The 23,945-nt window shown below is 68.7% G+C and carries 23 protein-coding genes; 11 read left to right on the plus strand and 12 right to left on the minus strand.

Features of this window, described 5'->3' with window-relative positions; genetic code table 11:
* The first annotated feature begins 106 nt into the window (after positions 1–106).
* Positions 107–1,552: an AMP nucleosidase gene (locus tag ACYX4P_RS01765; RefSeq protein ID WP_248120090.1), complete on the plus strand. Its 1,446-nt coding sequence runs from the start codon at positions 107–109 to the stop codon at positions 1,550–1,552.
* Positions 1,553–1,711: 159 nt separating this feature from the next.
* Here the strand turns inward: ACYX4P_RS01765 and ACYX4P_RS01770 are convergent, their stop codons facing one another.
* On the minus strand, positions 1,712–2,563 hold the full coding sequence (locus tag ACYX4P_RS01770; protein WP_248120089.1) for a metallophosphoesterase family protein: 852 nt from the start codon (positions 2,561–2,563) through the stop codon (positions 1,712–1,714).
* The gene (locus ACYX4P_RS01775; RefSeq protein ID WP_248120086.1) at positions 2,563–3,507 is read right to left on the minus strand and encodes a diacylglycerol/lipid kinase family protein; all 945 of its coding nucleotides are present in this window, start codon (positions 3,505–3,507) and stop codon (positions 2,563–2,565) included. Before ACYX4P_RS01775 ends, ACYX4P_RS01770 begins: the two co-directional genes overlap by 1 nt.
* Before the next feature lie 132 nt (positions 3,508–3,639).
* Here ACYX4P_RS01775 and ACYX4P_RS01780 point away from each other — a divergent pair, with 132 nt between their 5' ends.
* From ACYX4P_RS01780 to ACYX4P_RS01790, 3 genes are all read left to right on the plus strand, one after another.
* Complete coding sequence (locus tag ACYX4P_RS01780; RefSeq protein ID WP_476070181.1) at positions 3,640–3,990, plus strand: YMGG-like glycine zipper-containing protein; 351 nt, start codon at positions 3,640–3,642, stop codon at positions 3,988–3,990.
* A gap of 122 nt (positions 3,991–4,112) precedes the next feature.
* Positions 4,113–4,574, plus strand: coding sequence for an OmpA family protein (locus ACYX4P_RS01785; RefSeq protein WP_248120084.1), 462 nt, complete (start codon positions 4,113–4,115; stop codon positions 4,572–4,574).
* A gap of 83 nt (positions 4,575–4,657) precedes the next feature.
* On the plus strand, positions 4,658–6,817 hold the full coding sequence (locus ACYX4P_RS01790) for a protein-disulfide reductase DsbD family protein (protein WP_312570580.1): 2,160 nt from the start codon (positions 4,658–4,660) through the stop codon (positions 6,815–6,817).
* A gap of 2 nt (positions 6,818–6,819) precedes the next feature.
* Here the strand turns inward: ACYX4P_RS01790 and ACYX4P_RS01795 are convergent, their stop codons facing one another.
* Genes ACYX4P_RS01795 through mutM form a run of 4 tightly spaced genes read right to left on the minus strand, consistent with a single transcriptional unit; the run spans position 6,820 to position 9,918 of the window.
* Positions 6,820–7,716: an alpha/beta fold hydrolase gene (locus ACYX4P_RS01795; RefSeq protein ID WP_248120082.1), complete on the minus strand. Its 897-nt coding sequence runs from the start codon at positions 7,714–7,716 to the stop codon at positions 6,820–6,822.
* Between the two features lie 40 nt (positions 7,717–7,756).
* Positions 7,757–8,545, minus strand: a complete 789-nt coding sequence (locus ACYX4P_RS01800) for an enoyl-CoA hydratase-related protein (RefSeq protein WP_248120080.1) — start codon at positions 8,543–8,545, stop codon at positions 7,757–7,759.
* 47 nt (positions 8,546–8,592) lie between these two features.
* Complete coding sequence (locus tag ACYX4P_RS01805) at positions 8,593–9,036, minus strand: hypothetical protein (protein WP_248120079.1); 444 nt, start codon at positions 9,034–9,036, stop codon at positions 8,593–8,595.
* A gap of 18 nt (positions 9,037–9,054) precedes the next feature.
* Positions 9,055–9,918, minus strand: coding sequence for a bifunctional DNA-formamidopyrimidine glycosylase/DNA-(apurinic or apyrimidinic site) lyase (gene mutM / locus ACYX4P_RS01810; protein WP_248120077.1), 864 nt, complete (start codon positions 9,916–9,918; stop codon positions 9,055–9,057).
* Between the two features lie 126 nt (positions 9,919–10,044).
* On the opposite strand from mutM, the gene ACYX4P_RS01815 reads away from it, so the two are divergent.
* A complete protein-coding gene (locus ACYX4P_RS01815; protein WP_248120075.1) occupies positions 10,045–12,096 on the plus strand; it encodes an OPT family oligopeptide transporter in 2,052 nt (683 codons plus the stop codon).
* Here the strand turns inward: ACYX4P_RS01815 and ACYX4P_RS01820 are convergent.
* Both ACYX4P_RS01820 and ubiG read right to left on the minus strand, forming a co-directional pair.
* The gene (locus tag ACYX4P_RS01820; protein ID WP_248120073.1) at positions 12,093–12,635 is read right to left on the minus strand and encodes an AAA family ATPase; all 543 of its coding nucleotides are present in this window, start codon (positions 12,633–12,635) and stop codon (positions 12,093–12,095) included. The two genes, ACYX4P_RS01815 and ACYX4P_RS01820, sit on opposite strands and share 4 nt — an antisense overlap.
* Entirely contained in the window at positions 12,632–13,450 is an 819-nt protein-coding gene (gene ubiG, locus ACYX4P_RS01825; protein ID WP_248120071.1) for a bifunctional 2-polyprenyl-6-hydroxyphenol methylase/3-demethylubiquinol 3-O-methyltransferase UbiG, read from the minus strand. The genes ACYX4P_RS01820 and ubiG overlap by 4 nt, the downstream gene beginning before the upstream one ends.
* Positions 13,451–13,506: 56 nt before the next feature.
* Between ubiG and ACYX4P_RS01830 the strand changes: the two genes are divergently transcribed.
* The 5 genes from ACYX4P_RS01830 to ACYX4P_RS01850 all read left to right on the plus strand — a co-directional run bounded on the left by ACYX4P_RS01830 (position 13,507) and on the right by ACYX4P_RS01850 (position 20,129).
* Positions 13,507–14,781, plus strand: a complete 1,275-nt coding sequence (locus ACYX4P_RS01830) for an aspartate kinase (protein WP_248120069.1) — start codon at positions 13,507–13,509, stop codon at positions 14,779–14,781.
* A 67-nt stretch (positions 14,782–14,848) separates the two neighbouring features.
* Positions 14,849–17,107, plus strand: coding sequence for a phosphoenolpyruvate--protein phosphotransferase (ptsP, locus tag ACYX4P_RS01835; protein WP_374321935.1), 2,259 nt, complete (start codon positions 14,849–14,851; stop codon positions 17,105–17,107).
* A gap of 112 nt (positions 17,108–17,219) precedes the next feature.
* Positions 17,220–18,347 carry a helix-turn-helix domain-containing protein gene (locus ACYX4P_RS01840; RefSeq protein WP_248120066.1) on the plus strand — a complete coding sequence of 376 codons (1,128 nt, stop codon included), beginning with the start codon at positions 17,220–17,222 and terminating at the stop codon, positions 18,345–18,347.
* Positions 18,348–18,395: 48 nt separating this feature from the next.
* A complete protein-coding gene (gene ispG, locus ACYX4P_RS01845; protein WP_248120064.1) occupies positions 18,396–19,532 on the plus strand; it encodes a flavodoxin-dependent (E)-4-hydroxy-3-methylbut-2-enyl-diphosphate synthase in 1,137 nt (378 codons plus the stop codon).
* A 129-nt stretch (positions 19,533–19,661) separates the two neighbouring features.
* The gene (locus tag ACYX4P_RS01850; protein ID WP_292075158.1) at positions 19,662–20,129 is read left to right on the plus strand and encodes a PEGA domain-containing protein; all 468 of its coding nucleotides are present in this window, start codon (positions 19,662–19,664) and stop codon (positions 20,127–20,129) included.
* A gap of 60 nt (positions 20,130–20,189) precedes the next feature.
* Here the strand turns inward: ACYX4P_RS01850 and ACYX4P_RS01855 are convergent, their stop codons facing one another.
* The 3 genes from ACYX4P_RS01855 to ACYX4P_RS01865 are packed head-to-tail and all read right to left on the minus strand — an operon-like array spanning position 20,190 to position 22,116.
* Positions 20,190–20,966 carry a sulfite exporter TauE/SafE family protein gene (locus ACYX4P_RS01855; RefSeq protein ID WP_248120060.1) on the minus strand — a complete coding sequence of 259 codons (777 nt, stop codon included), beginning with the start codon at positions 20,964–20,966 and terminating at the stop codon, positions 20,190–20,192.
* 31 nt (positions 20,967–20,997) lie between these two features.
* On the minus strand, positions 20,998–21,438 hold the full coding sequence (locus tag ACYX4P_RS01860) for an RrF2 family transcriptional regulator (RefSeq protein ID WP_248120059.1): 441 nt from the start codon (positions 21,436–21,438) through the stop codon (positions 20,998–21,000).
* Positions 21,439–21,480: 42 nt separating this feature from the next.
* Entirely contained in the window at positions 21,481–22,116 is a 636-nt protein-coding gene (locus ACYX4P_RS01865; protein ID WP_248120057.1) for a response regulator, read from the minus strand.
* A 212-nt stretch (positions 22,117–22,328) separates the two neighbouring features.
* Here ACYX4P_RS01865 and prfA point away from each other — a divergent pair, with 212 nt between their 5' ends.
* Complete coding sequence (prfA, locus tag ACYX4P_RS01870; RefSeq protein ID WP_248120055.1) at positions 22,329–23,396, plus strand: peptide chain release factor 1; 1,068 nt, start codon at positions 22,329–22,331, stop codon at positions 23,394–23,396.
* Here prfA and ACYX4P_RS01875 read toward each other — a convergent pair whose 3' ends face one another.
* On the minus strand, positions 23,397–23,792 hold the full coding sequence (locus tag ACYX4P_RS01875; RefSeq protein ID WP_248120053.1) for a hypothetical protein: 396 nt from the start codon (positions 23,790–23,792) through the stop codon (positions 23,397–23,399).
* Between the last annotated feature and the right edge of the window lie 153 nt (positions 23,793–23,945).

Below are 23,945 nucleotides of genomic sequence, written 5' to 3' on the forward strand. Positions count from 1 at the left end.
CCGCCCTCCGCAACCGCAGCCCTGTCATAAATTGCTGCAATGCAACGAAATCGGGTTTGAACGGCGGGCGCCTCGCCAAAGCCAAGAAGCTTCGCTAGAGGAAGTCATGACAGAACAGATGACAGCACAGGCGGCGCTGGACCGCCTCGAAACCCTCTACACCCAATCCGTGACCAACCTGCGCGAGGCCGTGCGGGATTTCGTCAACACCGGCGCGCGGCCCGATCCGCTGAAACGCGCCGAAGGGGTGTTCGCCTATCCCGAACTTCGCATCCGCTGGGACGGGGATCGTCCCCAGGACCTGGAGCCGCGCGCCTACGCTCGGCTGTCGAAACAGGGCAGCTACGCCACCACCATCACGCGGCCTGACCTATTCCGGCCCTATCTGACCGAACAGCTGGGCCTGCTGGAGCAGGAGTATAACGCCACCTTCGAAGTCGGCGTGTCGCGTCAGGAAATCCCTTTTCCCTATGTAACCGACGGTCTTGAGGTCGCGCTGGACCGATCGATGACGGCCGCACTGGCGCGCTGGTTCCCCACCACGGATCTGGCCCATATCGGCGACGAGATCGCGGACGGTCTGTTCGAGATGGGCGGCGACTTTCCCCTGTCGCACTTCGACGGTCTCAGGACGGACTTCTCGCTGGCGCGGCTGAAACACTACACCGGCACGCCGGTCGACGATGTTCAGTCCTATGTCCTGTTCACCAACTACAACCGCTATGTCGACGAGTTCGTGCGCTGGGCCATCGAACAGCTGCAGACGCGGGACAGTCCCTACGAAACCCTGTCCTGCGCCGGCGGCGTCGTCATCACGCGCGACACGCCAAACCCCGAGGCCGCGATCAGCGACACGGCCTGGAAGAAGCACCAGATGCCGGCCTATCACCTGACCGCGCCGGGCCATAAGGGCGTGACCCTGGTCAACATCGGCGTCGGGCCCTCGAACGCAAAGACGATCACGGATCACCTCGCCGTCACCCGCCCGCACGTTTGGCTGATGATCGGTCACTGCGGCGGCCTGCGCGCCAGCCAGACCATCGGCGACTATGTGCTGGCCCACGCCTATCTGCGCGACGACCATGTGCTGGACGCGGTCCTGCCGCCGGACATCCCCATCCCCTCGATCGCCGAGGTCCAGCGCGCCCTGTACGACGCCACCAAGTCGGTCAGCGGCATGCCGGGCGACGAGGTCAAGCTGCGCCTGCGCACCGGCACGGTGGTCACCACCGACGATCGGAACTGGGAGCTGCGCTATTCCAAATCGGCGCTGCGCTTCAACCAGAGCCGGGCCGTCGCCATCGACATGGAAAGCGCCACCATCGCCGCCCAGGGGTACCGGTTCCGCGTGCCCTACGGGACGCTGCTGTGCGTGTCCGACAAGCCCCTGCACGGCGAGATCAAACTGCCAGGCCAGGCCAACCGCTTCTACGAAGGTTCGATCTCCGAACACCTTCAGATCGGCATCCAGGCCGTGGACCTGCTGCGGAACGAAGGCCCGCGGCTGCATTCGCGCAAGCTTCGCGCCTTCGACGAGCCGCCGTTCCGATAGGGACAAGTCTCCTCCCCACCTGTGGGGAGGGGGACCACGCGAAGCGTGGTGGAGGGGCTCGCGAAGTTCAACAGGCGCCCGCGATGCGGCAAAGCCCCCCTGCGTCGCGGCGCGAAGGCGCGCCGCGCCACCTGCCCATGAAATGGGGAGGAGACAGTCTCAAACCGCCGCCTTTTCCAGTGCGCCCGGCTCGACCGGGCTGGGTGCCGTCGCGGCCTTGCGGGTGTCCTGGCGGCGCGGCAGGCGCCAGACCTGGTGCGACCGATAGCTGGCGCCATCCCAGGCCAGGGCCGTGACCGTGATGGCCTTGGCGTCCCAGTCGATCTGGTTGAAGCCTGGCGGCGCGCCCCTTTCGCGATGCGACAGGGTTCCGCATCCCACCGCATAGGAGCAGTGATCCGCCAGCGGGATCGGCATGGCGAAGGGCACATGGACATGGCCCGTCATGATCAGATCGACCCCCGCCTCGGCGAAGATCAGGGCCGCCTCGTCGCCGCGCTTGACGTCGCCGGTCATCGGCGTGCCGACCATTTCGATCAGCGGATGGTGGCAGGCCAGGATGCGCAGCGCGCCGATGGGCGCCTGGCGCAGGGCCTCGGCCGCGCGGCGCGTCTGGTCCAGGTCGATGACGCCCTTGGACCAGTTGGGCCGCGCCTGCCAGCCGCGCGCGGTGACGACGCCCCGCACCATGACCGCATCGCTGCGGAACTGGCCGTCATGGGCGGGAAAGCCGGTCTCGGTCTCGAAGGCGCGCCACGGATGAAAGACACGCGCCACGGCGTCCCAATAGGGCACGTCGTGATTGCCCACGATGACGAAGCGCGGCTCGGGCATGGCGCGCATCCAGGCGCCGGCGGCCTTGAACTCGTCGGGATAGCCCTTCTGGGTGATGTCGCCGGTGATCAGAACCAGGTCGTTGGGCGTGGCGTGGGCGTAATCCAGGGCGGCGGCGCACGCCTTCTTGTGCTCGCAGCCGAAATGGACGTCGGAGAACTGAAGAACGCGGCCCATCAGAGGCTGTCCTCGGCCGAGGGGGGCTTGGGCGCCAGGGCCTTGAAGGCCTTGGGCACGAAGCGGACCACGGCGTCGGGTTTCAGCAGCAGGGGCTCGCCGTCGATAACCGCCGGAATCTTGGAGCGGGCCCGCACCTCGATCAGTTTCGCTGGGCGGGTCGAGACGGCTGGATCCTGGCGCCAGTCGCTGAACAGCGCCGTCGCGGCCAGGCGGAAGGCCTGGGTCGTGTCGCTGGGATCCATGGCGGCCGCCTCCAGTCCGATAGGATCCTCCATCGCCTTGGAGATCATCGGACTGATCAGGACCAGAGCCTCGGTTCGGCGCTTTTCGCCGCCATCCAGCGTGAAGCGCAGCCGCCCCGAGAAGGCGCGTTTCAGCGCGCGGCGTCCATACTGCCAGGCCAGCTTGATCTTGCCGGTCCGCATGGCCTCGCGCGCCGGCGCCCACAGGGCCGGCGAACCCAGGATGGCCGCGCAATAGAAATATTCGCCCTGCACTTCGCCCCCCGACACCGGCTGGGCCTCGCCCTCCTCCAGCGCCCGCTTCAGCGCCAGTTTCCAGTCGGCCGTGCCGTAAAGCGCCTTGGGCAGCATGTTCATGGTCCCGCCCGGCAGGGGGGCGATCATGGGGCCGTCGGGCCGGGCCTTGGACGCGACCGAGCGCGCCGTGCCGTCGCCGGCCAGGACGAAGATCACGTCAGGCTTGGCCGCGAAGGCCTCGGCGATGGCCTCGTCGAAGCCGCCGCCCTCCAGGGTGACGACCTGGGCCTCCAGTTTGTAGTCGGCCATGATCGCCTCGACCTCGCCGGCCGCGCGCGGCCCCACGCTGCCGGACAGCGGATTGACCAGGACCACCGCATGGCGAAGCGGCGCGTGCGGCGTGAGGGATCGCGCCTCGGCGTCGGGCTGCGGGGTCGAGATTTCGGTCGATGGAGCGCTCATGACGGCCGAACGCCCCGTGGCCGCGCCCGTTCCGAACAAGCGTGGCCATATTTCGCTTTCGCTGCGGAACCTATGCCGCGACATCACGTTTCGGACCTCAGGGGCAGACACCCAGGGACAAAGGATTTCACCATGAACAAGGCGATTATCGCGATTGCCGGCGCCGGCCTGCTGGCTTCGGCCTGCGCCAGCGACCCTTACGGCTATAACAGCGGCCCGAACCAGACTGTTCGCCAAGGCGCCGTCGGCGCCGGCCTCGGCGCGGTCGCCGGCGCCATCATCGGCAACAACGTCGGCGGCGGCAATGCAGCCACCGGCGCCCTGATCGGCGGCGCTCTGGGCGGCGCGTCGGGCGCCATCCGCGGCTCCAACCAGGACCGCAACAACCAGCAGCGTTATCGCGACAGCCAAGGTCGCTACTACTACTGCTACGACAACCGCCAGGACGAGTGCTACTGGGACAACGGTCAGCGTCGTTATTGATCGCTATTGAAAACTTGTCGGTCGCGGAACTCGCCGACCGGCGCTAGGTTGAAGAGGCGGCTTGTCCACGGACAGGCCGCCTCTTTTGCGTAAAGGGCCGGTTCGCCGGCGGGAGGGCTGAGATGATGCGACCTATCGGATTTGCAAAAGGACTGGCGGCTGCGGCGATCCTGGCGACGGGGATCGTGGCGGCGTGCGCGCCGACGCCGAAACGCACCGCCCTGGTGGTGGGCGAATCGCTGTGCACGCCAGGTCGGTTCGACATCTATTTCGTCGAGAATCAGGCGCGGCTGACCGAACCGGCGGCCATGGTCCTGCGCGCGGCGGCGGCCAAGGCCAAGGATTGCGACGTGCGCCGCGTGCGCGTGATGGGCCTGGCCGACGCCACGGGCGCGGCCGAGGCCAATCTGACCCTGTCGCAACGTCGCGCGCGAGCCGTTGTCGCAGCCCTGACCGAGGCGGGGCTGCCGGCGCCGATCTTTGAACTGAGCGCGGCGGGCGATGCGGGCGCCGTGACCGCCTCGGGCAAGGACGAGCCGCTGCGCCGTCGCGCCGAGGTCGTCTACGAGGCCTATCCGCGCTGATCGACGCGGAGGACGGACCAGCGATGGCCGAGCGGCGCGCAAGACGTTAGGTTGCGCGCCTTCTTCCCTGTCGGAAACTGCGCGTGCGACCCTTCGCCTTCGTCCTCGGCCTTGCTCTGCTTCTGACGGCCGTCTCGGCACAGGCCCAGCCTATGGCCGGGCCGGCGTCCGGCCAGATCGCCTTCGGCCCGCAGCGGACCGAGCGGATCGAGGCCGAACTGGTCCCGATGTCGCAATGGGTCGCGCCGGGATCGACCACCGTCGTGGCGGTGCGCCAGAAGATCGCGCCCGGCTGGCACACCTATTGGCGCAATCCCGGCGATTCCGGCGGGGCCACCAGCCTGACATGGACCCTGCCCCAGGGCGTCACGGCCGATCCCATCCTGTGGCCCCTGCCCAGCCGCCAGCGGCTGATGAGCCTGATGAACTACGGCTATTCGGGCGAGGTGCTGCTGCCCGTGCCGATCCATGCCCCGGCCTCGGCTCGGCCCGGCGAAATCCTGACCCTGACGACGGACGCGCTGTTTCTCGTGTGCAGCGACCAGATGTGCGTGCCCCAGCCCATGACCCTGTCGCTGGCCCTGCCGGTGCGCGACGGCGCGGCCCCCCTGGCCCGATCCTGGGGCCCCGAGATCGAACGGTTGGTCGAGACCGCGCCGCGCCCGGCCGGGATCAAGGCGCGTCTGACCGCCCAGGGCGACCGGCTGACCCTGACCGCCACCGGTGGACCGCTGGCGGGCGGCGATGTCGGCCGGGCCTATTTCTTTCCCTATGACGGCGACCGCATCGACCATGCGGCGGCCCAGACCGGCCATGTCGGCCCCGATGGCCTAACCCTGGGCCTTGCCCCCGGAAAGCGCGGGGCGGAGGCCGCCTTGTCGGGCGTTCTGGCGACCGACAAGGGCGCGTGGGAGATCGAGGCGCGCCCCGGCCCGCCCCTGCCCGGCGCCCAGGGTCGCGGCGGCCTGTCCCCGCTTGCGGACGCCGACGCCAGGCCGCCGGGCGGCGGCGTCTGGACCTTTGTCCGGGCCCTGGGGTTGGCCCTGCTGGGGGGGCTGGTGCTGAACCTGATGCCATGCGTCTTTCCGGTGCTGGCGATGAAGGCGGCCTCGCTGTCGGCGGCGGCGCACGATCCGCGGCGCGCGCGCCGGGACGGCCTGGCTTTCACCGCCGGGGTGGTGATCAGCTTCCTGGCGCTGGCCGGCGCGCTTCTGGCGTTGCGGGCGGCCGGCCAGGCCATCGGCTGGGGCTTCCAGTTGCAGTCGCCGGGTGTGGTGGCGGCGCTGGCCCTGGTCATGTTGCTGGTCGGACTGAACCTGTCGGGCGTCTTCCATATCGGGGCGGGGTTGCAGAGCGCTGGTTCCGGGCCTCTGTCGCGCCTGCCCGGCGCGGCCGGCGCCTTTTTCACCGGCGTTTTGGCCGTGGTGGTGGCGGCACCCTGCACCGCCCCCTTCATGGCGGCGGCCCTGGGCGCGGCCCTGGTGCTGGCCTGGCCCCTGGCGCTGGCGGTGTTCCTGATGCTGGGGCTGGGCCTTGCCCTGCCCTATCTGGCGATCAGCCTGTCGCCCGGGCTTTTGTCGCGCCTGCCCCGGCCCGGCGCCTGGATGGAGCGACTGAAGGGCGTGCTGGCCTTTCCCATGTATGGCGCGGCCCTATGGCTGGTCTGGGTGTTCACGAAGCAGGGCGGCGTAAACGCCCTGGGCCTGTTGCTGACGGCCGCGCTGCTGCTGGCCTTCGCCGCCTGGCTGGCGGGTATAGCGCAGGACGCGCGTCAGAGCGGCCGACGGCCTGTGATGGCGGCGACCTGCGCGACCATCGCGGGGGTGCTGGCGTTGGGACTAGCCGGCGCCGCAGCCGGCGCGGCGCGGACGGCGGACATCGGACCTCGCAGGGAGGACGGTGCGCTGGACGCCCAGCCCTGGTCCGAAGCGGCGGTCGCCCAGGCGACGGCGGCAGGGCGGCCAGTGCTGGTCAATCTGACAGCCGACTGGTGCGTGACCTGCAAGATAAACGAGCGCGCCGCCCTCTCGTCGCCGCGCGTGGCCCAGGCGATGAAACAGGCGAACGCCATCTATCTGGTCGGGGACTGGACGCGCCGCGACGACGCCATCACGCGGGAGCTTCAGGCGCACGGCCGCTCGGGCGTGCCGCTCTATCTGGTCTATCGGCCGGGCCGCGCCGAACCGGACATCCTGCCGCAACTGCTGACGGAAGGCGTGGTGATCGAGGCTCTCAAGCCCTAAGATCAGGACAGGAAGCGTCGCACCGCCGACAGGAACGGTCCCGGCTGTTCGATCATGACCTGGTGCCCCGCACCCTCGATCCGCTCGAACCGGGGCGGCTGGCGCAGGCCCTGGAAACCGTAGCGATATAGGCCCTCCAGCCGGTTGCGCGGGTTCTCTGGATCGCGGGTCCAGCCATAAACCACCGTCACCGGCGCCGTGATCTGCGACAGGCGCGGCCTCAGGTCCACGGTCAGGGCTTCGTACAGACCCTGGGCCAGGACGCGGCGATCTCCGCCTTGAAGCCCCAGCCCCTGAAACACCATGTCCCCGGCCAGACCCATGTCCACGCCCAGCGTCGCCGCCTGGCTCTTCAACGCCTGGTCGCCGAACAGCAGCAGGGCCTGATAGCCCAGCCGGGCCAGCGGCTCGACCTGGGCCGAGGTGGCGCGAGAATCGACCAGGGACGGGAAGAAGGGCGAGGAATCGACCACCATCACCCGGCTGACGCCGTCGCCCATGTCGGCGGCGACGCGCAGGGCGATCTGGCCGCCCAGCGAGTGACCGATCAGGGCCGGACGCACCAGCCCCTGCTGGCGGATGTAGCGTTCGATTTCGGCGGCCGCCGGGCCGGCCAGGCCGCCCGTGGCGTTGCCCTGGATGTCCGTGCCGCCAAAGCCGCGCAGCGTGACCAGATGCACCCGGTAGCGATCGTCCAACCGATCCGCCGTCGACCGCCAGGCCGCGCCCGTCGATCCCAGCCCCGGAATGAAGACCACGTCCGGCCCCGATCCGCGCGTCTCCACGATGATCCGGTCGGAGGCGAAGGCCGGCGCGGGCGCTGTCTGCGGCTGGGCCTGGACAGCGACGGGGACGACCAGGAACAGGCAGGCGGCGAAGGCGGCGAACAGACGGCTCATCATTCCCGCCTAACGCCCGATCACGGCGATCGGTTGACGTCTAGCGCCCCTTGAACTCGGGTTTGCGCTTTTCGACGAAGGCGGACATCCCTTCCTTCTGGTCCTCAAAGGCGAACAGGGAGTGGAACAGTCGGCGTTCGAACTGGACGCCCTGGGTCAGGGTGGTCTCCAGCGCGGCGTTGACCATCTCCTTGTTGGCCATGACCGCCAGCGGGCTTTGCGAAGCGATGCGGGCGGCGATCTTGCGCGTCTCGTCCAGCAGGGTCTCGTGCGGGAAGACGCGCGAGGCCAGACCCGCGCGTTCCGCCTCGGCCGCGTCCATCATGCGGGCGGTCAGGACCATGTCCATGGCCTTGGACTTGCCCACCAGACGGGTCAGGCGCTGCGATCCGCCAATGCCGGGGGCGACGCCGAGATTGATTTCGGGCTGACCGAACTTGGCCTTGTCGCTGGCGACGATGAAGTCGCACAGCATGGCCAGTTCGCACCCGCCGCCCAGGGCGAAACCGTTCACCGCCGCGATGATCGGCTTCCTGAACCGGGTGACGCGGTCGTGGCCGAGGGCGAAATAGTTGGCCGTGTACATCTGGGCGTAGGTCTGATCCGCCATCTCCTTGATGTCGGCGCCGGCGGCGAAAGCCTTCTCGCCCGAGCCTGTCAGGATCAGGCAGCGCACGCTGTCGTCATGCTCGACGCTGTCGAGGAAGTCGGCGAGGTCCTTGAACAGGGCCGAATTCAAGGCGTTCAGCGCCTCGGGCCGGTTCAGGGTCACCACCGCATAGCCGTCTTCGTGGCGCTCGATCAGCAGGTTGGAATAGGCGTCGGACATGGTCGGTCTCCTTCTACGGCGGTCATACAGGCGCGAGGCGAGACCCGCTAGCGGCGCGGCATCAGCGCCAGGGTCAGGGCGGCGCGCGCCAGTTCGACCATGACGACCATGGCCAGCAGCAGATTGGCGGCGATCACCTGGCCGCGCGCGCCCGAAAGGTCCAGCGTCCAGCCGAAGACGGAAGACAGGGCCAGGATCAGCGCCGAGATCAGGATCAGGCCGACCAGCAGCATCAGGGCCACATGACCCGCCTTCAACGCCGCCTGGAGCGTCGGCCCGTCGTCCAGCACGCGGCAACGCCGACGCAACAGCCGCGCGATCAAGCCGGTTGCGGCGGCCTCGGCCACGGCGGCGATGGCCACGGCCGCCACGAACCACCAGATCAGGCCGCTCAGATCGCCGGCGCGCATCCCCTGAGCGAAGTGGACGAAATAGGCGCCCCAGACCAGGACGCCGACCACCAGACTGATCCAGAGATGAATCTTGCGCATGGGTCGAACCTTTCCGGCCTATTTTTTCTGGCAACTGGGGCAGTAGAAGGTGGAGCGGCCGCCCTGGACGATGCGGGCGACGACGCCGGTGCAGCCCTCGCCCCGGCACGGCTCGCCCTCGCGGCCATAGACGTCGAACCGATGCTGGAAATAGCCCTGGCCGCCCTCGGCGTTGGCGAAATCGCGCAAGGTCGAGCCGCCCGCCGCGATGGCGTCGTTCAGCACGTTGCGGACCTCGCCCGCCAGCCGTTCCAGCCGCGTCTTGGACACCGATCCGGCCTTGGCCAGGGGCGAAATACGGGCGCGGTAAAGCGCCTCGCACACATAGATGTTGCCCAGGCCCGCGACGATCCGCTGGTCCAGCAGACTGACCTTGATGGTCTGCATCTTGCCCGCGAAGGCCTCGACCAGATGGGCGCCGGAAAAACCGTTGCCCAGAGGCTCCGGCCCCAGGGCCGCGAACCAGGGGTGGGTCTCGATCTGCTCGGTCGCGATCAGGCCCATGAAGCCGAACCGGCGGGCGTCGGCGTAGCCGATGCGGGTCGCCGAGCCGTCGCGGATGGCGCAGCCGCTGAAATGCTCATGCTTGCCGGCGATGGGCGCCGCCTCCTCGAACTCGCCCAGCAACGTCCCGTCCAGGGTGAAGCGGCCGGTCATGCCCAGGTGCGTGATCCAGGTCTCGTTGGTGGACAGGGGCATCAGGAGATATTTGGCACGACGATCGATCCGCAGCACGGTCGCGCCCTCCAGCCGCTCCACGAACCGCTCGGGGAAGGGAAAGCGCAGGTCCGGGCGGTTGATCCTGACGCGCGACAGACGCGCGCCCTCCAGCACCGGCGTCAGGCCGCGTCGGACGGTTTCGACCTCGGGAAGTTCGGGCATGAAGGCGTGGTAGCTCGCTCGCGCGGCGAGGCCAAGGCGAGACAGCGGCTGCATTCCCACCCGCGAGACCTGTTGCCGCCTGCGACATAATGCGCTTACGGTCCCGCCGAACGTGGGAACCCTTCGATGACAGACGCCTCCGCCGCCCCGAAGGGCCGGCTTGAACTGACGCTCCGCGCCCTGGTGCTGGGCTGCCTGCTGGCGGTGATCTTCACCGCGGCCAACACCTATCTGGGCCTGCTGGTCGGCCTGACCTTCGCCTCGGCCATTCCGGCGGCGGTGATCTCCATGGCCGTGTTGCGGGCGTTCCGCACCTCGACCATCTGGGAGAATATGACGGTCCAGACCGTGGCCTCGGTCGGCGGGGCCATGAGTTCGATCATCTTCGTCCTGCCCGGTCTGGTGATGATCGGCTGGTGGCTGGAGTTTCCGTTCTGGCAGTCGGTCGCCATCTGCATACTGGGCGGCGTGCTGGGCGTCACCTTCTCCATCCCGCTGCGTCGGGCGCTGGTCGTCAACGGCGGCCTGCCCTACCCCGAAGGCGTCGCCGCCGCCGAGGTGCTGAAGGTCGGCTCGCGCGGGGCCGAACAGACCGAAAGCGCGGTGCGCGAGAACAAGTCGGGTCTCTGGGTCGTGGTCGCCGGGGCCGTGGTCTCGGCCGGCTACGCCCTTCTGGTGGCCGGCCGGGTGTTCGCCGGCGAGGCGGCCAAGTTCTTCAAGCTGCCGGCCGCCCTGGGCGGCGGCGCGACCGGCATGGGCTTCGGGATGCAGTTCGCGCTTCTCGGCGCCGGCCATCTGATCGGCCTGACCGTGGGCCTGGCGCAACTGTTCGGCCTGGTGCTGGCCTGGGCCATCGCCGTGCCGATCCTGACCAGCCCGGACACCATCGCCTGGCTGACGGCGCACGGCATCCCCTCCATCGCCTCGACCCTGCCCGCCGGCGTCCCGGCCGAGGAGCTGGCCACCACCGTCTGGGCGCGCGAGGTTCGCTTCATGGGCGCCGGCGTCATCGGCGTGGCGGCGATCTGGACCCTGATCAAGCTGGCCGGGCCGCTGATCGGCGGCCTGACCTCGGCGCTCGCCGCCAATGCTCGCCGCTCGCACGGCGAGGTTCTGGACCTGACCGAACAGGACCTGCCGATCAAGCTGGTCGGGGCGGTTTCGGTCGCCTGCCTGGTCGGCATCGCCGGCCTCCTGGCCTGGTTCGCCCAGAGCGCGCCGGCTCTGGCGTCCTCGACCCCGCTGCTGGTGATCGGCGGCCTGGTCTATGTGGTGCTGATCGGTTTCGCCGTGGCGGCCATCTGCGGCTATATGGCCGGTCTGATCGGTTCGTCGAACAGCCCGGTGTCGGGCGTCGGCATCCTGGCCGTGGTGATCGCCTCGCTTCTGATGCTGGGCGTCATGGCCATCGCGGGCGTGCCGGCCGACCCGTCGATCATCGCCTTCGCCCTGATCGTGACGGCGGTGGTCTTCGCCGTGGCCGTGATCGCCAACGACAATCTCCAGGACCTGAAGACCGGCCAGCTGGTCGAGGCCACGCCGTGGCGCCAGCAGGTCGCGCTGATCGTCGGCGTCGGCGCGGGCGCCCTGGTGATTCCCTTCATCCTGAACCTGCTGAACCAGGCCTTCGGCTTCGAGGGCGGCCCGCCCGCCATCGTCGAAGGCGCAAAGACCCTGGCGGCGCCCCAGGCCACCCTGATCTCGGCCCTGGCGCGCGGCGTCATCGGCGGCGACCTGCGCTGGGACCTGATCGGCCTGGGCGCGGTGATCGGCGTGATCATCATCGTGCTGGACGCCGTGGTCTCCAAGGCCACGAACGGCAAGGTCAAACTGCCGCCGCTGGCCGTCGGCATCGGCTTCTATCTGCCGGCCGCCGCGACCACCATGCTGGTGATCGGCGCGGTCTGCGGCTGGGTCTATGACAAGGCCGTCTCCAGCACCCGCTACGCCGACGTGGCGCGTCGGATGGGCGTGCTGCTGGCGTCGGGCCTGATCGTGGGCGAGAGCCTGTTCGGCGTCTTCACCGCCGGCGTCATCGTGGCCACCAGGGACGACGCGCCCTTCGCCATGCTGCCGGCCGGTTCGGCCTGGCCGGCCATGCTGGCGGGCATCGTCGGCTTCGCGGCGGCGGTGTTCGGCCTTTACGCCTGGACCCGAAGCCGGGCGCAGAAGGTCTAGGTCAAGCCCGCATCAAGCTGATCCAAAACGAAGGCGACCCGCTCGACGAGGGTCGCCTTCGGCAATTCTACGAGGTCGTATCCGTAGCTTGGATAGACGGCGACCATGGCGGCGAAGGTCCGTTCGGCCTCATCGAAATCCTGCCGTCGTTCCGCATCCTGGCCGAAGATTTCGGCCCAGGGCGGGGCGATGAAGACCTTGCGATGATAGCGCAGCGCCCGAGCGGCCCGATCCATGTCCTCCGGGATCGGCAGGCCGCACAGCGTCAGATAGCCGACCACATCCGGCACGCCGCGATCATGAAAGGTCAGCCTGGCGCTTGTTCGGCTGCGACCGTGTGCGGCGACGTCGTGGTCCAGCATTTTTCGGGCGAACAGGGCGCGATCCCGCCACGGCAGCGCGTCGCCGCCCCTGTCCCGTTCTTGGCGGATGATGGCCCGCCCGGCCTCGGGTTCGACCGCATATCCTTCCTGCGCCAAGGCCTCGAGCAAGGTGGTCTTGCCCGAGCCTGGACCGCCGGTCAGAACAACGCCGGTCATGCGCCTGTCGTCACGACCATCATATAGTTGATGCCCGCGTCGTCGGACTGGCTCCAGCGGTCGTTCAGCGGGTCGTAGTTCAACCCATAGGGGCCTTCGACCGTCACCGGCTCGGCGGCCAGCATGGCGCGGATCTCGTCGGGCTTCAGGAATTGGCGCCAGTCGTGCGTCCCGGCCGGAACCCAGCGCAGGATGTACTCCGCCGCAACCTTGCCCAGGGCCAAGGACTTCAGCGTTCGGTTCAGGGTGGCGACCATCATCACCCCGCGCCGCCGGACCAGGCGCGAACAGGCGCGCACGAAGCTTTCCGGGTCGGCGACATGTTCGATCACCTCCATGGTCAGCACGACATCGAACGGGCCGGCGCCTTCGGCCTCGATCTGTTCGACCGTGGCGGCGCGATAGGCGATATCCAGGCCGACCATGTCGGCGTGGGCGCGCGCGGTGCCGATGTTCTCACTGGAGGCGTCGATGGCCGAGACCTCGAATCCCATCCGCCGCATCGGCTCGGCGATCAGTCCCCCGCCGCAGCCGACGTCCAGCAGGGTCAGCCCCTCGAACGGTCGGATCGCGCCGGCGTCGCGGCCCAGCCTGACGCACAGTTGTTCGCGGATCAGCTTCAGCCGCGCCGGATTGAACCGATGCAACGGCGCGAACGGTCCCCTCGCATCCCACCATTCCGCCGCCTGGGCCGAGAAGCGGGCCACGTCGGCGGGGTCGATCGATGCGCCGAACGCGCCTTCCGACGAATTTTGCGAAAAACCCTGCCCCGAACGGGGTAGGCGAGGCGAGGCGGCGCCGTTAGAAGCGGTCATGACGCGAGGGATGAACCTTTGCGGCCTTTCACGCAAGCAGGGGGCGAAACGCCACGATGACGCGGCCCGACACGACACGACTGGTGATGAAGTTCGGCGGCACCTCCATGGGCGACCTCGAACGCATTCGTCGTGCGGCGCGCATCGTCGCCGCAGAGGCCGCGACCGGCAAGAAGGTGGCCGTCGTCGTTTCGGCCATGGCGGGCAAGACCAATGAACTGGTCGCCTGGACCGACGGGGCCGGCCCCGCCGGCGCGGGGCTGCCGCTGTCGGACGACGAATATGACGTGGTGGTCGCCTCGGGCGAGCAGGTGACGTCGGGTCTCCTGGCCATGACCCTGCGAAACATGGGTCTGAACGCCCGCTCCTGGATGGGCTGGCAGGTGCCGATCATCACCGACGACGCCCACGCCCGCGCCCGCATCATCGACATTCCGGGCGAGACGCTGGGCGCCGCAGTGGACGCGGGCGAGATCGCCGTCATCCCCGGCTTCCAGGGCGTGACGACCGACGGCAAGATCACCACCCTGGGCCGCGGCGGCTCCGACACGTCGGCGGTGGCGGTGGCGGCGGCGCTGGAATGCCCGTGCGACATCTATACCGACGTGGACGGCGTCTATACGACCGACCCGCGCATCGAGAGCCGCGCCCGCCGACTGAACCGCGTCTCCTTCGAGGAGATGCTGGAGATGGCCTCCCTGGGGGCCAAGGTGCTTCAAACCCGCTCGGTCGAGCTCGCCATGGCCAAACAGGTGCCGGTCCGCGTGCTGTCCAGCTTTATCGAACCTGACGAAAACGGCGCCCTGCCCCACGAGGCCGGCACCCTGATCTGCGACGAGGAGGAGATCGTGGAAAAACGCATCGTGTCCGGCGTGACCATGAGCCGCGACGAGGCCCGCATCACCCTGCTGGGACTGTCGGATCGCGTCGACGCCCCCGCCGACGTCTTCACCCGCCTGGCCGAGGCCAATGTGAACGTGGACATGATCGTCCAGAGCCAGGCGCGGACCGCAGGTACCGTCAACCTGACCTTCACCACCGGCCGCCGCGACGCCGTGCGCGCCGCCGACATCATGAAGGCGGCCCAGGGCGACCTGCCCTTCGAGGAAATCCGCGTCGACGAGGACGTGGCCAAGGTTTCGGTCGTGGGCGTGGGCATGAGAAGCCATGCGGGCGTGGCCCAGACCATGTTCAAGGCCCTGGCCGACAAGGGGGTCAAATTCCAGGCCATCTCGACCTCGGAAATCAAGATCAGCGTCCTGATCGACGCCGCCTACGCCGAACTGGCCGTGCGCGCCCTGCATTCGGCCTACGGCCTGGACGCGCTATAGGTGATCTGAAGAAAGCGCCTACATCAGACCAAAGGGCGCGGGAGACATGATGCCGGCAGGCGGCGCGATGACCAGGGGACCTCGGATCCTCCTGCGCCAGATCCGCGAGGCTCTGGGCGGGGCGGGTGCGGGCGCCACGCCGGCTCAGGACCGGCTGAACATGGTCGTTCGCATCATCGCCCGTTCGATGGTCGCCGAGGTCTGCTCCATCTATCTGCGGCGCGCCTCGGGCGAGTTGGAGCTGTTCGCCACCGAGGGTCTGAACCCCGAGGCCGTGCACACCACCCGGCTGCGGCCCGGCGAGGGCCTGGTGGGCGAGGTGGCGCGCATGGCCCAGCCGATCAGCCTGTCGGACGCGCCGTCGCACCCGGCCTTCTCCTACCGGCCGGAAACGGGCGAAGATCCCTATCACGCCTTCCTGGGCGCGCCCCTGCTGCGCGGCGGACGGGCCATCGGCGTCCTGGTCGTCCAGAACCGCACCGAGCGGCGCTATGACGAGGAGGAGGTCGAGGACATCCAGACCATCGCCATGGTCCTGTCCGAGACGGTGGCGTCCGGCGAACTGCTGGCCCAGGACGAACTGCGCGACGTCGAACTGGCGCCCCATCGGCCCGAGCGGCTGAAGGGCCAGAAGTTCGCCGACGGCCTGGCCTTCGGCCATGTGGTGTTGCACGAGGCGCCGCTGGCCCCCGAGCGCCTGCTGTCCGACGATCCTGCGATGGAGGAGGCGCGGTTGAAGCTGGCCCTGGCCACGCTGAAGACCGGGCTGGACGTCATGCTGGACAAGGGCCAGGGCCTGGCCGGTCCCTCGTTCGAGGTGCTGGAGACCTATCGGATGTTCGCCGACGACCGGGGCTGGAACCGGTCGCTGGAGGAGGCCGTCCGCAACGGCCTGACCGCAGAGGCGGCGGTGGACCGGGTCAGAAACGAACACCGCGCCCGCTTCGCCCAGGCGCGCGACCCCTATATCCGCGAGCGGCTGCACGATTTCGAGGATCTGGCCAACCGGCTGCTGCGGGTGCTGGCGGGCGACAAGCCGGGCGAGCGCGAACTGCCCGACGACGCCATTCTTGTGGCGCGCAACCTGGGCCCCGCCGACCTGCTGGAATATCCGCGCGACAAGCTGAAGGGGCTGTTGCTGGAGGAAGGTTCGGCCGCCAGCCACGCCGCCATCGTGGCCCGCGCGTTGCAGATCCCGTGCGTCGGGCGCCTGATGGGCCTGCGCGACCGGCTGTCGGAAGGCGACATGGTCATCGCCGACGGCGAGACCGGCGAGACCTATCTGCGCCCGCGCCCCGACATGCTGGAGGCGGTGCAGTCGCGGATGGCCGTGCGCGAACAGCGTCAGGCCGAGTTCGCCCAGTTGCGCGACACCCCCGCCGTCACCCTGGACGGCCAGCGCATCAGCCTGCTGACCAACGCCGGCCTGGCGGTGGACCTGGAGAACCTGAATGAGACGGGGGCCGAGGGCATCGGCCTGTTCCGCACCGAGTTCCAGTTCATGGTGTCGGACGAACTGCCCCGGCTGGACGCCCAGACGGCCCTGTACAAGCTGGTGCTGGACGCCGCCGGCGACCGCCCCGTCACCTTCCGCACCCTGGACATCGGCGGCGACAAGGTGCTGCCTTATCTGGAGGCCGAGCGCGAGGAGAACCCCGCCCTGGGGCGGCGCGCCATCCGCCTGGGCCTGGACCGGCCGTCCCTGCTGCGGATGCAGTTGCGCGCGCTTCTGGCCGCCGGGGCTGGGCGCGAGCTGCGCGTCATGTTTCCGATGATCGCCACGGTGGACGAGTTCCGGGCCGCGCGCGAACTGGTCGACATCGAATGCGCCTGGGCGCGGCGTCGCGGGCGGGCGCTGCCGGCCCTGCTGCGGGTCGGGGCCATGGTCGAATGCCCGTCGCTGCTGTGGCACCTGGACGCCCTGCTGCCGCTGACGGATTTCGTCTCTATCGGCACCAACGACCTGTTCCAGTATATGTACGCGGCCGACCGGACCAATCCGCTAGTGTCGGACCGTTACGACCCCCTGTCGCCGCCGACCCTGCGCGCGCTCCAGACCATTCAGAAGGCCTGCGCCGACACCGGCACACCCGTCTCCATCTGCGGCGAACTGGCCGGGCGGCCGCTGGAGGCCTTCGCCCTGATCACCCTGGGCTTCACCCGTCTGTCGGCGCCGGCGGGCGGAGTGGGGCCGGTCAAGCGGATGATCCTCTCGGCGGACCTGACGGCGGCGCGGCGGGGCATGACCAATCTTCTGAACCTGTCCACCGGCTCGGTCAGGAACGAGATCGAATCCCTGGCGCGCAAGCTGAACGTCTCGGTCTGACCTCGGGCTGGGCCGCATCGGCGGCGTTGCTGGCGAGGGCGCAATCGTCTATCTCGGCGGCTGTTGCACGACCGCTCGAAGGCGGTCCTTCCCGGACAGGGGTTCTGGCCTGATGGCGTCGAATGCGGGGATCGCCCCCGATGCGTTGAAGACCCATGCGGACGCGGCGGACCCGACCGCCGCCTTCGCCGACGCCGCCACCTTTGGCGAGGGTCTGCGCCACGCCCGCGAACGCTCGGGCAAGTCGATGGCGGAGCTGGCCGCCGAGACCAAGGTGCACCGTCGCTTCCTGACCGCCCTGGAGCAGGGGGACTGGTCTTCCCTGCCCTCGCGCGTGTTCGCTCTGGGCTATGTGCGGGCCTACGCCTCGGCCCTGGCGCTGGACGAACAGTTGGCGGTCGAGCGGTTCAAGCGCGAAAGCCCGGACACCTCCGTGCCGCTGAAGGCGCCCATCGGGATCGCCTTCGAGGATGTGCGCCGACATTCGCCGCGCATCGTCGCCGGCATCGCGGTGGTGGCCGTCGCCGTGATCGGCTGGAACGTGTTCCAGCGGATCAATCTGCGCCAGATCGCCCATCCGTCCGATATCGCCGTCGCCCCCAAGACCTGGGCCAGCGGAGATATGACCGATCCCCGGTTCGCGCTGAGCGCGCCGATGGCCGCCCCGCCCGATCAGACCACGCCTGCGCCCTATATCACCCGCGGCCTGGAGGCGGAGCTGACCGGCGTCGATCCGGCCGATCCCGCGGCCTTGGCCGCCGCCGCCGCCAACGCCGCGCCGGTGCAGAAGGCATTCAACCCGCGCGGGGCCGTCTATGGGGCGCCCGCCAACGCCTCCATGGTGGTGATCCAGGCCCGCACCGCCGGCGCACTGGTCGTGCGGCTGGGCGACGGACAGGCCCTGTTTGCGCGCCAGATGTCGCCGGGCGAGGCCTGGCGCGCCCCTGCTGGCGTCTCCGCCACCGTTGACGTGTCCGATCCGGCGGCCTTCGACGTCTATCTGAACGGCGAATACGGCGGGCCGCTGGCCGGTGTTCTGACGCCGCTGGCCCAGTTGAACAGCCGCGCCGACCAGGCGGCCAAGACCCTGGCGGCGGTCCAGGCGCGCGCTCAGGCCCAGGCCCAGGCGGCCCAGGCCCGCGCCCAGACCGGCGAGCGACCCGCCTCAGCCTCCCCCTCTTCGCCGCCGAACACCACATCCGCCTCCGTTTCCCCGACCATGCCGACGGCGCCGAACTGATCGGTCCGCCGTGGCGTCGCCGTCATCATCGGCCTATATGAGGACGCGATGAGCGACCATTCTCACATCCGTCCCTGGCGCCATATCGAGCGTCGCAAGAGCCGCCAGATCAGGGTGGGCTCGGTTTTGGTCGGCGGCGACGCCCCGATCAGCGTCCAGTCCATGACCAATACGCCGACGTCGGACGCCGCCGCGACGATCGACCAGATTCGCCAGTTGGAAGAGGCCGGCGCCGACATCGTGCGCGTCTCCTGCCCCGACGTGGAATCGACGGCGGCCTTCAAGACCATCGCGCGCGAGGCCAAGGTCCCCTTGGTCGCCGACATTCATTTCCACTACAAGCGCGGCATCGAGGCGGCCGAGGCCGGGGCCGCCTGCCTGCGGATCAATCCGGGCAATATCGGCAGCCCCGACCGGGTGCGCGATGTCATCCAGGCCGCCCGCGACAACGGCTGCTCCATGCGGATCGGCGTCAACGCGGGCTCGCTGGAAAAGGAACTGCTGGAGAAGTACGGCGAGCCCTGCCCCGACGCCATGGTCGAAAGCGCGCTGAACCACGCCCGCATCCTGCAGGACAACGACTTCCACGAGTTCAAGATTTCGGTGAAGGCGTCCGACCCCTTCCTGACCGTCGCCGCCTATCATCAGTTGGCCGAGGCCATCGACTGCCCCCTGCACCTGGGCGTGACCGAGGCGGGCCCCCTGCGCACCGGCACGATCAAGTCGGCCATCGGAATGGGCTCCATGCTGTGGGCGGGGATCGGCGACACCATCCGCGTGTCGCTGGCCGCCGATCCGGTCGAGGAGATCAAGGTCGGCTTCGACATCCTGAAGTCGCTGGGCCTGCGTCACCGAGGCGTCAACATCATCGCCTGCCCCTCCTGCGCCCGTCAGGGTTTCAACGTCATCGAGACGGTGGCGGTGCTGGAGGAGAAGCTGGCCCATATCTCCACGCCCATGAGCCTGTCGGTGATCGGCTGCGTCGTGAACGGACCGGGCGAGGCCCTCTATACCGACATCGGCTTCACCGGCGGCGGCAAGGGCGCGGGCATGATCTATCTGAACGGAAAGATCGCCCACAAACAGGCCAACGACGGCATGATCGACCACATCGTCGCCCTGGTCGAGGAAAAGGCGGCCGAACTGGATGCGGCCCGCTCGGCGGCCCTTCAGGCGGCGGAGTAGGACTGCGTCATCTCGCCTCACGGCGGCGCTCAACCTTCACCGTTCCGTGATTGACGCTCGATATTGAAAATGCAACCTAGGCTATAGGTCCGCCTGGGGAGATCGGACCCTGTTTCACCGAGGGGTTCCATGATTTCCAAGACTGTCGCGTGCCTTGGCGCGCGTGCGTTCACGCTGATCGGCGTGGCGCTTTTCTTGCCTGCGTGCGCCACCATGACGCGGGGATCCAGCCAGCAGTTCACCGTCGAAAGCACGCCGCCCGGCGCCCAGGTCAGCACGTCGAACGGTTTCGAATGCCAGGCTACGCCCTGCACCTTCCGCATGCCGCGCAAGGACGGCTTCAGCATCACGGTGGCCAAGGACGGCTATGTCGCCCAGACGCACGAGATCACCAGCAGCGTTTCAGGCGCAGGCGGCACGGCCATGGCGGGCAACATCCTGATCGGCGGCATCATCGGCGGAGCCATCGACGCCACCTCAGGCGCGATGAACGATCTCAAGCCCAACCCTTTGGTCGTCACCCTGCGTACCCCAGCGGAAGAGGCCGCGGCGACGCGGGCCGCTGCGACAGCGGCGCCGGCCGCCAGCAACCCCTGACGCGCCATTGACGACGGCGACGACGCGGCGGCGGACGCCAGTCCGCCGCCGTTTCTCGTTTCAGATCACCTTGAACAGGCGCAGGGCCTGATAGCCGGCCGAGAGCAGGACCACCGTGCCGACGCCGTAGGTCAGGACGCGGCGGGGGGCGATGCGGGCGATGACGCCGGCCAGGGGCGCCGCAATCAGGCCGCCGGCAACCAGACCCAGCACGGCCATGGCGTGGCTGGAGATGCCCTCGGCCTCCTGCCAATGGCCGGTCAGCAGGGCGACCAGGAAGGTGGCGGAAATGGCGGAGGTGACGAAGAACTCGGCCGTATTGGTCGTGCCGATCGATGCGCGCGGGTCCTGGCCCGTACCGACCAGGGTGGTGGTGACGGTCGGGCCCCATCCCCCGCCGCCGATCGCGTCGAAGAAGCCGCCGACCAAGCCCAGGGGACCAGCGAACTTTCTGGGAAAGATCCGTTCGCGCGTCTGGCGGGTGGCGCGCCAGATGATGACCAGGCCCATGACGGCCAGATAGGCGGTGATGAAGGGCCGCATGACGTCGCCGTCGATGCTGGTCAGGACGAAGGCCCCGATCCCGCCGCCGACCACGCCGCCCAGGGCCAGGGGCACGAACAGCTTCCAGTTCACGTTCTTGTTGACCGTGTGCGACCCGGCGGATGCGGCGGTGGTGAAGACCTCTGCGGCGTGCACGCTTGCCGAGGCGGTCGCGGGCGGCACGCCGAACGACAGCAGCACGGTCGAGGAGATCACGCCATAGGCCATGCCCAGGGCGCCATCGACGATCTGGGCCAGGAATCCGACGGCGAGGAAGAGAAGGAAATCTTGCATGGCGGCCCCAAAGACGCGCGAACGGTGCGGTCTATTTCCCTAGTGGGTCAATAGGAGAAGAAATGGCGGCCGCTTGCAGAAGCGTTCGCGCCTCGAACACCGCCGCCAGGGCGTCGCGCCCGTCGCGCAGCACGGGTTGCAGCGGGCAAGTCTCGACATCCGGGCAGGTCTCGCACGGGCCATAGGCGGTGCGCGAGGCGCAGGGCGCCAAGGCCAGCGCCCCCTCCAGAGCGCGGATCACATCGGCGAAGCTGATGCCGTCGGGCGGCGCCGCCAAGGCGTAGCCGCCCGATCGCCCGCGCCGGGACACCAGAAGGTGCTGTCGGCGCAGGTCCAGAAGAATGGCCTCCAGAAACTTGCGCGGGGCCGCCGACGCCTCTGCGATTTCGGCGATGGTCGCCGGCCCGCCCCCCGGCAGGCCGGCCAGATGGACCATGGCGCGCAGCGCATAGCGGGACCGGTTCGACAGCATGGCCTGAGATGGCGCGCCGCGCCGACGGGCGCAAGGCGGTCTTCACCCGGTCTGGCCCAGGCGAGCGACGGCCTCCAGGATTTGTGCGCCGTTGTAGGGTTTCAGCACCAGGGCCTCCGCAAGATCGGCGTGGCGGGCGGCGGCGCTGACGTCGCCGGAGATGAAGATGACCCGGACGTCCCAGCGCGAGGTCAGGACCTCGGCCAACTCCACGCCTGTCATCTCGCTGGACAGGTTGATGTCCAGCAGAGCCGCGTCGATGGCGTGGAGCGCGGCGGCGGCCTCGGCGGCGGCGGCGCTGTGGAACGGTCCGACGACGCTGTGCCCGGCCTCGGTCAGAAGCTCGGTCAGGCTGGCGGCGGCGTCGGCGTCGTCCTCGACCACCAGAAGCGTCAGCGCTTCGGCGTCAGAGCGCGGTGCGTCGCTCGAGGCGGCCGGCGCCTGGCGCGTCACCACGGCCCGCAGATCGCGCCACACCTCGGCCGACGGCCGGTCGGTGTCCAGGTCGTAGATGGCGGCCATGGCCTTCAGTTCGCGCGTATCCTCGGGCGACAGGTCGCCGCCGGTGTCGGCCAAGCGTGTGTCGTACAGCCGGCACAGACGCTCCACGCTGTCGGCGACCGGGTCGGTTTGGGTGGGCGCGTGATCGGGTTCGGTTACGGGCGGGCGATCGAACATGAAAAGTCCTCCTAACAGCCTTGCCTTCGAACCAGCTAAACGGCCAAGGCGGATTTCGTAACCGCGCCTGACGCCATCGTGACCGGGACGTTATCGCCGATCACGAACGCCTTATCGACCGGCGCTGGGCGGCGAAGCGGCTTGCAATCGACACGACCGCGCCTGGCGGCTAAGGACAGGCGCCCTGTCGCCCGCTTCCAGGATACCGTCTTTTGCGTCTGCCCCAGGCCCGTCTTGATCAGGTGCTCGACCGCTTTCACGAGGTCGAGGCCCGCATGGGCGCGGCGACCGACGGGGCCGAGATCGTGCGCCTGTCCAAGGAGCACGCCGAACTGAAGCCGGTGGCCGACGCGGTTCAGGGCCTGGCCCGCGCCCGCGCCGAAATGGCGGACCTGGAGGCCATGACCGCCGATCCGGAAATGGCCGCGATGGCCCAGGACGAGTTGCAGCTTCTGAACGACGCCCTGCCGGGGCTGGAGCGCGACGTCGCCCTGCTGCTGGCGCCGCGCGACGCCGACGAGAACGCCTCGGCCGTTCTGGAAGTCCGCGCCGGAACCGGCGGCGACGAGGCGGCCCTGTTCGCGGGCGACCTGTTTCGCATGTATTCGCGCTACGCCTCGACGCGCGGCTGGCGGATCGAACTGGATTCCGCGACCGAGGGCGACGCGGGCGGCTATAAGGAAATCATCGCCACCGTCACCGGCGAAGGCGTGTTCGGACGACTGAAGTTCGAAAGCGGCGTCCACCGTGTGCAACGCGTGCCGACGACCGAAGCGGGCGGCCGCATCCACACCTCGGCCGCGACGGTCGCCGTCCTGCCCGAGGTCGAGGACGTCGAGATCGAAATCCTGGACAAGGACATACGCATCGACACCTTCCGCGCCTCCGGCTCGGGCGGGCAACACGTCAACAAGACGGATTCGGCAGTGCGCATCACCCACCTGCCGACCGGGATCGTGGCTACCAGTTCGGAAAAGTCCCAGCACGTGAACCGCGACAAGGCGATGAGGAACCTGCGGGTGCGCCTGTACGACATGCAACGCCAGGCCAAGGATCTGGCGCGGGCGGATTCCCGCAAATCCCAGGTGGGATCTGGCGACCGATCCGAGCGCATCCGCACCTACAACTTCCCCCAGGGTCGGGTGACCGACCACCGGATCGGCCTGACCCTGCACAGCCTGCCGCAGATTCTGGAAGGCGACATCGACCCGCTGCTGAACGCCCTGATCGCAGAGGATCAGGCCGCCCGCCTGGCCGACCTGGAAGCCGAGTTCGGCTGATCAGCGCAGCAGCCCCAGCGTGGGCAGACAAAGAACCAGTGCGGTGACGGCGGTGAAACCGGCGAAGGCGTGAACGGTTTGGCGGCGACAGCGGACCACAAAGGCGCTGCGGCTCCATGCGCCCCGGCTGGCCCACAACAGATAGACGGCCTGTACAGTCCAGCCTGCGACAAAGGCCGACACCGCCCAGGTGCTGAGCAGGGCGAGAGACACACCCGACGCCAGCACCATCAGCCCGCCAAGGGCGGTCGCCAGTTCTTCGACATAGTCATCAAGGCGAATCCGCACGAAACGCGACAGCTCCGCCTGCAGGCGCCAGTTCAGCCAGGACTGGCTCAACAGCAGCAGCCCGCCCATGACATAGAACACCCCGATTGCGCGCGCAGCCCATTCCATGGCGAGAATATGGCCACCGTTTCTGCGCCCTGTAATCCAACAAAATACACAAGATGATCGATCAACGATGGATCGAAGCCTTAAAGACACAACCGACGATATGGGAGCGGGTGCACAACCCTACAACTAATCGCTGTTTATCGTTGTTGCCGT

The sequence above is a fragment of the Brevundimonas sp. ABV4_179 genome, from assembly GCF_056311945.1.